The following is a 13050-nucleotide window of genomic DNA, read 5'->3' as shown; positions in this document are numbered from 1 at the left end:
AGAGGTCGGAAAATGATTACTGTTACCAATACCAATGATAATGGCTTGGGTTCTCTCAGAAATGCAATAGAAACTGCACAACCCGGAGATATTATTCAATTTGATGCAAGTCTTGCAGGTCAAACAATTACCCTAACTAGCGGTCAACTTGAAATCGATAAAAATCTCACTATTGATGGTCAAAATGCACCGGATTTAATCATTAGTGGAAATCAAACTAATCGCGTTTTTGATATTCAAATTGACGCCAACTTTCAGGCGCCGAAGGTTAGCTTAAAAAACCTAATTATTGCGGACGGAAAAGCACAAGGAACAGGACAAGATGGTGCGGGTGGAGGAATTCGCATGGCGAGTGAAACCACATTAACCTTAGAAAATAGCGAACTCCGAAATAATGTTGCTCAATTTGCGGGAGGAATTTTAACTGGGTTTAAGAGTAGCACAACTATTATTAATAGTAAGTTTGATAACAATGATGGTACGCTCGGAAAAAGCGAACGGGGTGGCGGTGCTATTGCGACTCAAAGCGCAGGTTCTCTCACCGTACTCGATAGCGAATTTACCAATAATAAAGGAATTAATGGCGGTGCAATTAATCACCTGTTAGGAAACCTTACCGTTGAAAATTCCCGATTTATTAATAATTCCTCAATCCCAGGTGGAACGGTTTCTGATGGTTTGGGTGGTTATTATGGTGCAGGTGGTGCAATTTATACCGATGGTGCGAATGCTTCAGGGCCTAATTTTTCACCCGGTTCTCAAGGCGGAATCATTCAAATTAATAACAGTTTATTTGACGGAAATCAAGGTGCTGGACAAGGGGGAGGACTATTTTTATTTGTTTATCCACCGGATAAAGTTATTGTTGAAAATAGTACCATTCAAAACAACACAATTCTCGAAAATTTGAAAGGAGAAGGTTTGGGGGGTGGCTTAAGACATGGTAACGGCGAACTTACTCTTTCTAATACTACTTTTACCGGAAATCGCGCTTTAAGTCAAGGGGGAGGTTTATGGATTGGCGAACAATCTCCAACTACAATTACAAATAGCACATTTTCGGGAAATCGAGCCGAATCGGAAGATGGAAATAGCGGTTTAGGGGGTGCAATTGCTTTAAGTAATGGTACAAACCAGACCAATATTATTAACACAACCATTGCTAATAATTACGCGGGTTTTCAAGGCGGAGGATTTTGGGGTGGCGGTTCTCAAACGAGGCTAAAAAATACGATTGTTGCTTACAATGTTGCTAACAATGGCGGAAACAATTGGAATATTAATCATCATACTGGCTTTCAATTTAGCGATGATGGCGGTAATTTTCAATCCAATGAACTAAACCCGAATGATATTAAAATTACCCCGAATGTGACTTTAACTGACCCCTTATTGGGAAGCTTGCAGAATATTAATGGCGTTTTAGTTCACCCTTTAAAGGTTGGAAGTCCGGCGATAGATGCTGGAGTCTCTGTGACTCTAATTGCTGACCAAGTGGGTAAAACTCGTCCAATAGACGGGGATGAAAATGGCGTTGCTAAAGTAGATAGTGGTTCCTATGAATATCAACTTGCTGCTGTAACATTACCCGAAATAGAAGTTATTCAAAATACGACTAATATTGCTGACAATACCGGAACTTTTGACTTCGGAACTTCTACCGTTGGAACCGAAGTTATCGAAAGTTTCACTATCGAAAATAACGGAACTGCTGACTTAACCGTTTCCGACTTAACACTTCCGACGGGGTTAACTTTAGGGGGAACTTTCCCAACCGTTATTGCTGCGGGTTCTCAAGGAACCTTTGAAGTTAAACTCGATACAACTACTGCTAATAATTTCACAGGAGAACTTTCTTTTGTAAGTAACGATAGCGATGAAAACCCGTTTAACTTTGCGGTTTCGGGTGAAGTGACAACCGAACCGGTTCCCGAAATAGAAGTTATTCAAAATGCGACTAATATTGCTGACAATACCGGAACTTTTGACTTCGGAACTTCTACGGTTGGAACCGATGTTAGCAAAATATTTACTATCGAAAATAACGGAACTGCTGACTTAACCGTTTCCGACTTAACACTTCCGACGGGGTTAACTTTAGGGGGAACTTTCCCAACCGTTATCACTGCGGGTTCTCAAGGAACCTTTGAAGTTCAACTCGATACAACTGTCGCGAATACTTTAACGGGAGAACTCTCTTTTATAACTAACGATAGCGATGAAAACCCGTTTAACTTCTCAATTTCTGCGGTAGTTTCTCCCGTCCCGGTTCCCGAAATTAGTGTTATTCAAAATACGACTAATATTGCTGACAATACCGGAACTTTTGACTTCGGAACTACAACGGTTGGAACTTCTGTTAGCAAAATTTTCACTATCGAAAATACCGGAACTGCTGACTTAACCGTTTCCGACTTAACACTTCCAACGGGGTTAACTTTAGCGGGAACTTTCCCAACCGTTATTGCTGCGGGTTCTCAAGGAACCTTTGAAGTTAAACTCGATACAACTGTCGCGAATACTTTAACCGGAGAACTTTCTTTTATAACGAACGACACGGATGAAAACCCGTTTAACTTTGCGGTTTCGGGTGAAGTGACAACCAACCCGGTTCCCGAAATATCCGTTATTCAAAATACGACTAATATTGCTGACAATACCGGAACTTTTGACTTCGGAACTTCTACCGTTGGAACCGATGTTAGCAAAATATTTACTATCGAAAATAACGGAACTGCTGACTTAACCGTTTCCGACTTAACACTTCCAACCGGGTTAACTTTAGCGGGAACTTTCCCAACCGTTATCGCTGCGGGTTCTCAAGGAACTTTTGAAGTTCAACTCGATACAACTGTCGCGAATACTTTTAACGGAGAACTTTCTTTTATAACTAACGACACGGATGAAAACCCGTTTAACTTCTCAATTTCTGGTGTAGTTAACTCTGAACCGGTTCCCACACCTCAACCAACACCCGAACCTCAACCGACACCTGAACCCGAACCTCAACCAACACCTCAACCGACTCCCACACCCACACCCGAACCTCAACCGACACCCGAACCTCAACCAACACCCGAACCTCAACCAACACCCGAACCTCAACCAACACCTGACGACATTTTTATTGACTGGGAATGTCGAACCATTCCAGAAATTACACCTAACCCAAACTCCGTTATTCAAACTATCAATACTTCTGAGACTGAACCAACTTTAGGAACAGTTGAAAATGACGAAATTCTTGGAAATTCCAACAATAACACCCTGTTTGGACTGGGGGGAGATGACAATATTTATGGTCAAGATAGCGATGATTTAACTTTTGGAAATGAAGGAAATGACCACATCGATACAGGTTTGGGAAATGATAGTATTTATGGCGGGAAAAATAACGATGCGGTTTGGGGTCAAGAAGGAAATGATATGATTTGGGGGAATTTAGATTCAGATTCTCTCATCGGAAGTTCGGGAAATGATAGTATTTATGGCGGTCAAGAAAATGATTATCTTTGGGGAAACTTGGGAGAAGATTGGCTGTTTGGTGATATCGGAAATGATGTCGTTAGCGGGGGTGATGACAATGATAATATATTTGGAAATCAAGGAAATGATGAATTATTTGGAAACTCGGGAAATGATACCATTTTTGGCGGACAAAATAATGATAGTCTTTGCGGAGGAGAGGGTGAAGATTTACTTTTAGGAAATTTGGGTGAGGATTTGATTTTAGGAGATGCGGGTGATGATACAATCTATGGAGGTCAGGCTAATGATACGTTAGTCGGTGGAGAGGGTAACGATTTTATTAGTGGTGATTTGGGAAATGATACCCTCGTTGGTGAAAGCGGAAGCGATACTTTTGTCATTGGTTCTGGAAGCGATCTTTTACTTGACTTTGAGAACGGAACTGATAAACTATTATTAGCCCAAGAATTAACTTTTGAACAGTTGGCGATCGCTCAAGATACAAATTCAACTGTTATTCGTATCGCCGACACCAACGAATTAATTGCCACGTTAAACGGGGTTGATGCTGCTGTTATCAGTGCAGATGATTTTGTAACTTTGTAATCGATTAAACTCGGTTCAATAACTTCAAACAGTAGGTTGGCTTGAACGAAGAGAAACCGAACAATTCTCTCAAAATGTTGGGTTAACTAAACTCGACACCAACCTAAAAATAAATTAGTTCTGTTTTTTAGAAGTCAAAGTTACAATTTGCATCCCCATCGTTTGAATAAGGATTTTGTAAACATTCTAATTCTTGAATCCTCTCATCTTTAGTTCGGTTCAGCATTTCCAAATGTTGAATCTGTTCTTTCAATTCTTTAAATTCCTCACTAGAAATGAGAACAAGTTGACCAAATTTACACAAAAACTGCTTCAGTTCATCAACGCTCATTGGAATTAACACCAACGGAACCAAAGCAAACAACTCCGAATGCTCGACATTTCCAGCAAAATTTGATATGCTCATAGCATTAGAAAAAAATAAATATTTGTAAGACGACCTCTTCCAACTCCCTCTTGTGGTACTGCTAATACCATTTAAGTGGGATGTAGAGGTCTTATTTTTTTGAATCATAACATAAAGATTAGAATAGATGTCAACTCTTTTTTTGTAAAAACTTGAAGTTTCAATAAAATTTTTAGTTTCAATTACTCATAGGTTTTTATTTGTTTCAAACCCTTGTAATTATGGCGTTTTAGATTTTTGTAACATTAATCAAATCTATTTTAAGTCGAGTCATTTTTGACATTTACGCTGCTTAGATAAGCTCAGAGCTAAAATTTTCAAGGGCTAGTTAACCAAAAAATCGACTATGGTATACTGGCTCAAACGTTAAAGCCATGATCATTTTTCAAAAATTCCCCGTCAACGCCTGGGAGTGTTAAGGATAGTTACTAAATTTTTGGCAAACACCAACCGATGTCCCCCGTTGCGGTACGCTAAAGAATGGACAAAAAACCAACGATAACAAGCGATCGCACACAGCATGACAACCGTATCTGCCCCCAGTCGAACCGTTCGGATCGGTTCACGCAAAAGTCAACTCGCACTCGTCCAAACCTATTGGGTGCAAGCCGAACTCAAAAAGCACTTCCCGGATATCGAATTTGAAGTGCATACCATGTCAACCCAGGGTGATAAAATCCTGGATGTGGCTCTTGCTAAAATTGGGGATAAAGGACTCTTTACCAAAGAACTCGAAGTCGGGATGCTCAACCACGAAACCGACATCGCCGTTCACTCCCTCAAAGATCTTCCGACAAACCTTCCCGAAGGATTAATGTTAGGATGCGTTACCGAACGGGAAAACCCCGCAGATGCAGTTGTTCTTCACGAAAAACACAAGGATAAACAACTCGAAACCCTTCCCGAAGGTGCCGTTATCGGAACCTCTTCCCTGCGGAGACTCGCCCAACTGCGTCACCATTTCCCCCATTTTGAATTTAAAGATATTCGCGGAAACCTCAACACCCGCCTGCAAAAACTCGACGAGGGCGGCTATGATGCCCTTATTCTAGCCTTTGCTGGACTCACACGCTTGGATATGGGCGATCGCATTGATCAAATTATTTCCCCGGAAATTTCCCTACACGCCGTCGGACAGGGCGCTTTGGGAATAGAATGTCGGGATGGGGATGAACAGATTTTAGAAGTGATTAAAGTCTTGGAACACACGCCCACCGCCCAACGCTGTCACGCCGAACGTGCTTTTCTGCGAGAATTAGAAGGGGGTTGTCAGGTTCCCATCGGCGTTAATACCCAAGTGGAAAATAACCAACTCACCCTCACGGGAATGGTTGCCAGTTTGGATGGAAAACGCCTGATTCGTGATACTGTTACCGGAGATGCAACCAACGCCGAACAGTTGGGAGTTGATCTGGCTCACCGTTTGCGAGAACAAGGCGCTAAGGAAATTTTAGATGAAATCTTTGCTGAAATTCAACGGCAGTAATTCAGGGAACAGGGAACAGGGAACAGGGAACAGGGAACAGTGAAGAGTACCCACTGATAACTGATAACTGGTAACTGTAAACTGTTTTTTTAGGGATTTGCAGGGATAAATGAGGAATTAGAAAAAACAAACAATATCTTTTCTAACTCCTCACCCAATATGACTGAAGTTCTTGATTCCTTTCAAAGCGCTTTAAAGTTTACCCTCAAATGGGAAGGCGGCGTCGGACATCCCCAAGATTTAGGCGGTGTGGTTCAATATGGAATTACCCAGGCGACGTTTGACACCTATCGCCGCCGTCAGGGTTTACCGTTAAAATCGGTGGTTGAGATCACCCCCGAAGAAGTCGAACAAGTGTATTTAGAACTGTATTGGAAACCGTCAAAAGCCGATTTGATGGTTTTACCTTTGGCGATGGTTCACTTTGATACTGCGGTGAATTTTAGCGTTAGGGGAAGTGTGGAATTTTTACAAGAAGCCATTGGGGGTTTAGTCATTGATGGACGTTTCGGCCCAAAAACCCAAGCCGCTTTAGAGGATAATAATAATTTTGAAACCGCCCAACGCTACTGTCAAGCCCGGATTAATTATCGATACCAACGAGTCCAAATCAACCCCTCTCAAGAAATCTTTTTAGAAGGATGGCTGAAACGCGATCGCGATTTATTGCGTTCTATTTCCCAAGGTCAAGAAGAATCACAAACTCAAACCCCTTCGGTGAACGAAGCGATTTCCGGCGATCGCAATCAAGTTGAGATTGTAGACAAACTAGAGCAAGCGATCAACCTACTCCAAGAAGTCCTCGATCAACTCAAACAGTCGAAAGTGAACCCGTCCACCCCAGAAAAAAGATAGGGAAGACCCTTGAGGATCGCAGCCGGCAAATGTCAGAAATTCTATAAAAATCCTCTTGCTCGATCCCCAGAGCGACTAAAACCCCGAAAGCCTTGCCTAAAAGTCATTATAGCCTTTAGTTTCCCGTCGATCTTGGACCGACATCCGACTTACAGACCTCTAAAATTTTCAGATCGGCTTGACTTACAGACTCAATCGGGTAAAATCCCTCTAGTGAAACGCTCTGATCGGCGCCCCCGGCAGTGGAAGCGGCCACAAACGAGGGATTAAAACCAATCGCATAGGGATGAGTTTCCCGAGTGTAACTATCGATCACCGTTAAAGCTAACCGATTGCCTTGAGGAGTCCCCCAAAAACAATCAAAAGAAGAATGAGGCATATAGAAAGCACCCACCATCCGACCCTGGTTAACCTCAAAGACCATGTAAGCCTGGCCCAATTGATCTCGTTGGGGAGATTGACCATAGAGATAAATCCCATTGGCCAGAAAAGGAGTTCCCGGTTGAAAAGATTGAGCAACAACAGCAGAAGGGACTAACCGATGAGTAGGATTCGCGATCGCCATCTGCACCTGTAAAGCACTATTAAACAGGCTAATTAATAAAAGAAATAAAAAATTGATAGGATTGCAGTTTTTGAAGAAATTGCCATGACGAACCCCGTCACACCCCGAATCAAGTAATTGACCTCGTTGCATTTTAGATAATCCTCAAACATGATGATAAATCGGCCAAAAGAAACAATATTGCTTTTGGTTGATCTTGACCCAAAAATAATCGACCCTATTTCCAAAATACAATAAGAAATAGAGTGCTGCTATAATCCGTCTAGCCTAACTGAGTTGAATAGGCCCCTACTGTATCGAAATATTCAAACTGTCGGCAACAGAGCCGGATCGATCGCTAATGATCGGAAATGTTAAGAAATACGGTAGAATCGTTGAGAATCTCACGATCGAGTCATCCTCGGTTGAAAGCGAAGTCAAAAAAACAGCCAATAAATATTGAGATCCTTCTGCTGTCGAGATTGCTGTGTAGAGATCTGCCGTAGCAGGTCTGTACTCAATTGCTTGTGGACTCGGTAGTAGCGGGGATTAGATTTCACTGAAGTCTAGTCTAGTGAAGAGGGAAAAAAGCAAAAATCTTGCCACAAGCACAAATTTTGCTTGTCGGTGAGACTCTCAACAAGCACCAAGTTAGAATCTCACTTGTGGAGGCAACTTGGGACTCTGGTAACTTACGAAGCATAGTACGGGAACGCAAAGTCAATCATGCGAATTCTATTTGTAGCTGCGGAAGCCTCACCTTTGGCGAAAGTGGGTGGCATGGGAGATGTCGTCGGCGCTTTACCAAAAGTGCTGCGGGCAATGGGACACGATGTCCGGGTGTTTATGCCCTATTACGGTTTCCTACCCGATAAACTGGAAATTCCCACCGAACCGATTTGGTGGGGAAACGCCATGTATCAAAAGTTTGCAGTCTATGAAACGAGACTGCCAAAATCCGATGTCCCCCTCTACCTGTTTGGGCATCCTTCTTTTATGCCCCGTCGGGTGTATTACGGAGAAGATGAGGACTGGCGTTTCACCTTATTTGCCAATGGTGCGGCGGAATTTGCTTGGAACTATTGGAAACCCAATATTATTCACTGCCACGACTGGCATACGGGCATGATTCCGGTCTGGATGAACGAAACTCCAGACATTAAAACCATTTTCACCATTCACAATTTAGCTTATCAAGGGCCTTGGCGGTGGTTCCTCGAACGGATCACTTGGTGTCCTTGGTACATGGAAGGTCATAACGTCATGGCGGCCGCTATCCAGTTTGCCGATGAAGTTACCACCGTTTCTCCCACCTACGCCCAACAAATTCAAACCGCCGCTTATGGTGAAACTCTCGAAGGTTTACTCTCTTATGTCAGCGGTAAACTCTCGGGCGTCCTCAACGGTATAGATGTCGAAACCTATAACCCGGAAACCGATCGGTTTATTGTCGAAAATTATAATGCCGATACCGTTGAACGCCGCAAAACTAATAAGGTGGCGTTGCAAGAAGAACTCGGGTTGGTGGTAGACTCCGGGGTGTTTATGATCGGGATGGTCAGCCGACTGGTTGAACAGAAAGGACTCGATCTGGTCATTCAAATTATGGATCAGTTCTTGTCTTATACCGATGCCCAACTGGTGGTTTTGGGAACGGGCGATCGCTATTATGAAACTCAAATGTGGCAAATGGCTTCCCGCTATCCGGGTCGGATGGCCAGTCATATTCTGTTTAATGAGGCGCTGTCTCGCCGGATCTATTCCGGTTGTGATGCCTTGGTCATGCCCAGTCGCTTTGAACCTTGCGGCATTAGCCAAATGTTGGCGATGCGTTATGGCTGTGTTCCCATTGTTCGCCGTACTGGTGGACTGGTGGATACGGTTTTCTACAACGACCCCATGAATGAGGCCGGTACCGGTTACTGTTTTGACCGTTATGAACCCATTGACTTCCTCACGGCGATGATCCGATCGTTAGAAGCTTTCCGCCATAAAGATCATTGGCGGAAGTTGCAACAGCGGGGAATGTGGCAAAACTTTAGTTGGGAAAAGTCAGCCTATGAGTACATTAAAATCTATAACCGAGTTCTGGGAACTTCCGATCCGGGAGAACCAACCGAACAACCCCAAACTTCGGGTGTAACGGTTTAATGATGACGAGTTCAAAGTTCATTCTTTTAAATCTTGGATTTGATGTTTGAATTTTGAACTCTCGTCATCTATCTTTGGAGGTAATTTTCTCAATTCAACTTCGCTCAATTTCCCTCATCTTACGGTTACAGTTGGCGAATGTTCCTCTCTAAACTAGAAATAGAAGTCTTTAGTGAGGTATTCAAACCCAAGTGATGAAATTTCTGGTATTCGCCGCCATAGCGATCGCTGTTATCCCCGCTTTGGCGATTCTGAGAACTCGGTTTTTAAGGTTCCGTCCATTCCCGTCTTCGCCTTCCGGGTCAACGTCTCCAAATCGTTTTTTATCGGTTTTAAAAATCCCAATTTTTTTCATAATAATTCTTCCTTTTTCCTGGATTGAAATGCTCGTTGAAGCTTGTTTTTATTCTCCCAAAAAGAACTTAAAAACCCATCCTTCACTTTTAAGAAAAAGAGAGAATTCCTTAAGATTGGTTCAGAATTACTCTGAACAGTCTTTATAATTCGATGAGAGAATAACTGTTTCGTCCGGCATCTTTGGCTTGATAAAGAGCTTGGTCGGCTCGATCAATTAAAGTTTGAGTCGAAGAAGCTGAAGAAGGATAAACCCAAGCAATTCCAAAAGTGAGCGTCACCTGTTTGGCGGCTAAAGAGGTCGAATGGGGTAAATTTAACTGTTGAATTTCTTGTTGAATTTGACGCACAACCTCAACGGCTCCTTCTGCATTTGTATTCGGTAAAATGACTACAAATTCTTCACCGCCATAACGAGCCACCAAATCCGCCGGACGTTTAACCCCCCGAGAAATCGCCTGAGCCACCTGTGTTAAACAGCGATCGCCGGCTAGATGACCGTAAGTATCATTATAACGTTTAAAGTAATCAACATCACAAAGAATTAAGGATAAAGGCGCTTGTTCCCGCTTCAGTCGATCCCATTCTTTCTCTAAATATTCGTCGAAATAGCGGCGGTTAGCGACTTCAGTTAATTGGTCGTAATGGGCGAGGTATTGAAGTTCTTCGTTGGCTATTTGCAGTTGTTCGTAGAGGGCGGATTGTTGCACAGCGATTGCCAATTTTCCGGTCAAACGTTTGAGGAATTCAATATCATGGGTTTCCCATTTTCGGGGTTCAAGACAACTGTTAACTCCGAGTAAACCCCAAACGATTTGTGAGTCCTTTTCTCGCTGAGAATTGGGGGAAAAAATACAGATGGGTAAAAGCAAAGAGGCTCGAATTTCAAGCTGAAGGAGTAATCCCCGATGACAGGGAGTTAAATTGGCGGTGTAGATATCATCAACCACCTGAATCTTTCCCTGTCGAAAAACTTCTCCTCGGGTTTCTACCAAATAGGAATCTTTACAGCTTTTGCCTAAAATCGACTCAAAACCTGCGACAACAGACTCGGTAACAATTGTACCGCTCCAATCGGAATTAAACCGATAAATAAACACCCGATCCGCTTGCAGAATTTGCTGCACTTCTGCTACTGCGGTGGCTAAAATTTGATCGAGTTCCAAAGATTGACGAATGCGATCGGTAATTTCTCCTAATAATTTTTCGTGTTCGGCACATTGACGGAGTGCATTTTCAACTAATTTTTGTTCGGTGATATCGCGAGAAACTTTTAAGGCGGAAACAACAATTCCTTCCTCGTTAAACTCGGGAACGACCCGACATTGCCAATACTTTAATGTTCCATCAGCAGAGGGAAATTCAGCTTCATACAACTGTTCTTCGCCCGTTTCAAACACTTGTTGAAGCGTCCGGTGCAAAGGCTGATAAATTTTTTCGGAAAAGCCCAATTCGATTTCTGTTTTCCCGATCCAATCAGAAGTTGGAATTCCGGTTTCAACTTCAACTTTAGGATTCACATAGGAAAAGCGAAATTGACGGTCAAATCGAGCAATTATATCGGGTGAATTTTCTACCAAGGCTCGAAAATCTTCCTCTCGCTGCTGAAGTTCAGCCTCGGCTTGTTTGCGGTCGCTAATATCAAAACCCACCGCAAAAACCCGCCAAAAATCGCCTTGCTCATCCCGTTGAGACGTGAGCGTATCACAAATCCATTTTAAAGAACCATCTTTATGGTAAAATCGATATTCTAAGGTTACGCTTTTCTCGGCTGAAACCGCTTCAAAAGCTTGCTGGTAGATCGCTTGTAAATCTTCCGGGGGAATGCGGGATTCCCAAACCGAGGGCGTTAATTCCTCGGGTGTATAACCAAATAAAGCTTCGCACCCGGTCAAATGATATTCCCTTTCCCAAGTCCCATTTTCATAGAAGCGAAAGCAACCAATAGAAGCCGCGACACTGTTGAGAATTGCGTTAAATTGAGTTTGAGTTAAGCTGAGTTTAGCCGTACATTCAGCCACTTGATTTTCTAGACTTTGATGATGGTGTTTGAGGTATAGTTCCGAACGTTGGCGGCGAAGATAAATCGCGTAGGAACGATTATTCATCCAGCCCACGAACCCCAAAAAACCCGAAAATTCAAAAACGGTTTCTAAGGCATCTAAAAAAAGAGCATTGTATGGTAAACTAGGCTGTAAGCCGAGTAGGATTTTCTTAATAAACACGAGTAAAATGATTGCTCCTAGTAATTTATACGGTCGGATTCCCAGAACAGAACGATGAGTAAAAGTTCGCATCAAACCGCGATGAGGATAGAGCCAGAGAATGCCAAAACCCAGAAAAATAAAGCTTATGGTTTCCAGAGGAATACCGTTGTTAGAGAAAAAAACTCCCCAGTCTGAGAAGGGAAGGGAAAATAAAAACGCGATCGCGTTTGTGGTTTCAATTGCCAGTACAATACCCGTTAGAGCCTGAGCAATTTGAACTCGTTTTGGGGTGTGATGAATCAGCAATAACACTCCAATTGCCAAGCCGATTAATTCCCAAGTTGAGCGTTGACAGCCGACTGAAAAAACAGGTAAACTCAATAAAAAATTCGGTTGGGGGCTTAACCCGTGTTCAAAAATAAAATTCCAGTTAATCGCCGAGTAGAGAACCGTTAAACCATTCAAGCCAAGAATGGCAACCGTACCCACTTGAGCCACCCGTTTAAACAGGAGTCGCGGAGGTTTAATCAGAAGGAATTGAAGAACAAAACCGAACAATAAAAAAGAAAAAGCAATTGAAGGTTTTAGAGAGAAGGAGGCTTCCAAGAATTCACGGAGTAGCAGAGGAAAATTGAATACTAAGCTCACTAAAACGAGGAGACCAACTCCACCAACCCAAATTGCAGCAACCAACAGAATAGAGAAATTCATCAATCGATGAAAAAAAATATGATGTAGATTCTTTTCCTATGTTATGCGTTTTAGCCGGGAGACGAAACAGTAATTTCACGTAAATTAGTGTTATAGGAATGATTAAATTGAATAAAGGTAACAAAAATGTGAAAATTTCTTCTTCAAGTCTCATTTATTCAGAAGTAAGTCGAAAACTCTCCCTTGTATGAGACAGTAGAAATATTCGCAAAAAAAACGATAGCCTGTACCTGTGTTGATACATCTACCCCTATGGAGACGG

The 13050-nt window shown here is 42.6% G+C and carries 8 protein-coding genes; 4 read left to right on the top strand and 4 right to left on the bottom strand.

Annotated elements, in window-relative coordinates; translation table 11 throughout:
- Positions 1-12 precede the first annotated feature (12 nt).
- The gene (locus tag ACL6C3_RS31120) at positions 13-4074 is read left to right on the top strand and encodes a choice-of-anchor D domain-containing protein (RefSeq protein ID WP_413164069.1); all 4062 of its coding nucleotides are present in this window, start codon (positions 13-15) and stop codon (positions 4072-4074) included.
- A 127-nt stretch (positions 4075-4201) separates the two neighbouring features.
- Here ACL6C3_RS31120 and ACL6C3_RS31115 read toward each other — a convergent pair whose 3' ends face one another.
- The gene (locus ACL6C3_RS31115) at positions 4202-4480 is read right to left on the bottom strand and encodes a hypothetical protein (protein WP_413164067.1); all 279 of its coding nucleotides are present in this window, start codon (positions 4478-4480) and stop codon (positions 4202-4204) included.
- Positions 4481-5000: 520 nt separating this feature from the next.
- Here ACL6C3_RS31115 and hemC point away from each other — a divergent pair.
- Positions 5001-5966 (top strand): hydroxymethylbilane synthase, encoded by a 966-nt coding sequence (gene hemC, locus ACL6C3_RS31110; RefSeq protein WP_413164065.1) that lies wholly within the window; start codon positions 5001-5003, stop codon positions 5964-5966.
- Between the two features lie 159 nt (positions 5967-6125).
- Positions 6126-6821, top strand: a complete 696-nt coding sequence (locus tag ACL6C3_RS31105; protein WP_413164063.1) for a glycoside hydrolase family 108 protein — start codon at positions 6126-6128, stop codon at positions 6819-6821.
- 115 nt (positions 6822-6936) lie between these two features.
- Here the strand turns inward: ACL6C3_RS31105 and ACL6C3_RS31100 are convergent, their stop codons facing one another.
- On the bottom strand, positions 6937-7518 hold the full coding sequence (locus ACL6C3_RS31100; protein ID WP_413164062.1) for a hypothetical protein: 582 nt from the start codon (positions 7516-7518) through the stop codon (positions 6937-6939).
- A 573-nt stretch (positions 7519-8091) separates the two neighbouring features.
- On the opposite strand from ACL6C3_RS31100, the gene glgA reads away from it, so the two are divergent.
- Complete coding sequence (glgA, locus tag ACL6C3_RS31095; RefSeq protein ID WP_413164061.1) at positions 8092-9516, top strand: glycogen synthase GlgA; 1425 nt, start codon at positions 8092-8094, stop codon at positions 9514-9516.
- Between the two features lie 181 nt (positions 9517-9697).
- Here glgA and ACL6C3_RS31090 read toward each other — a convergent pair whose 3' ends face one another.
- Both ACL6C3_RS31090 and ACL6C3_RS31085 read right to left on the bottom strand, forming a co-directional pair.
- On the bottom strand, positions 9698-9871 hold the full coding sequence (locus ACL6C3_RS31090) for a hypothetical protein (protein WP_413164060.1): 174 nt from the start codon (positions 9869-9871) through the stop codon (positions 9698-9700).
- 142 nt (positions 9872-10013) lie between these two features.
- On the bottom strand, positions 10014-12788 hold the full coding sequence (locus ACL6C3_RS31085; RefSeq protein WP_413164059.1) for a diguanylate cyclase domain-containing protein: 2775 nt from the start codon (positions 12786-12788) through the stop codon (positions 10014-10016).
- Positions 12789-13050: the final 262 nt, after the last annotated feature.

Source organism: Capilliphycus salinus ALCB114379 (assembly GCF_047276495.1).
GTDB lineage: Bacteria > Cyanobacteriota > Cyanobacteriia > Cyanobacteriales > Microcoleaceae > Capilliphycus > Capilliphycus salinus.
This window is presented reverse-complemented; position numbering and strand designations above follow the sequence as displayed.

Coding starts and splice junctions, on each gene's coding strand:
- ACL6C3_RS31105 (WP_413164063.1), top strand. CDS start 6,126: ATGACTGAAGTTCTTGATTCCTTTCAAAGCGCTTTAAAGTTTACCCTC.
- ACL6C3_RS31100 (WP_413164062.1), bottom strand. CDS start 7,518: ATGCAACGAGGTCAATTACTTGATTCGGGGTGTGACGGGGTTCGTCAT.
- ACL6C3_RS31090 (WP_413164060.1), bottom strand. CDS start 9,871: ATGAAAAAAATTGGGATTTTTAAAACCGATAAAAAACGATTTGGAGAC.
- hemC (WP_413164065.1), top strand. CDS start 5,001: ATGACAACCGTATCTGCCCCCAGTCGAACCGTTCGGATCGGTTCACGC.
- glgA (WP_413164061.1), top strand. CDS start 8,092: ATGCGAATTCTATTTGTAGCTGCGGAAGCCTCACCTTTGGCGAAAGTG.
- ACL6C3_RS31115 (WP_413164067.1), bottom strand. CDS start 4,480: ATGAGCATATCAAATTTTGCTGGAAATGTCGAGCATTCGGAGTTGTTT.
- ACL6C3_RS31120 (WP_413164069.1), top strand. CDS start 13: ATGATTACTGTTACCAATACCAATGATAATGGCTTGGGTTCTCTCAGA.
- ACL6C3_RS31085 (WP_413164059.1), bottom strand. CDS start 12,788: ATGAATTTCTCTATTCTGTTGGTTGCTGCAATTTGGGTTGGTGGAGTT.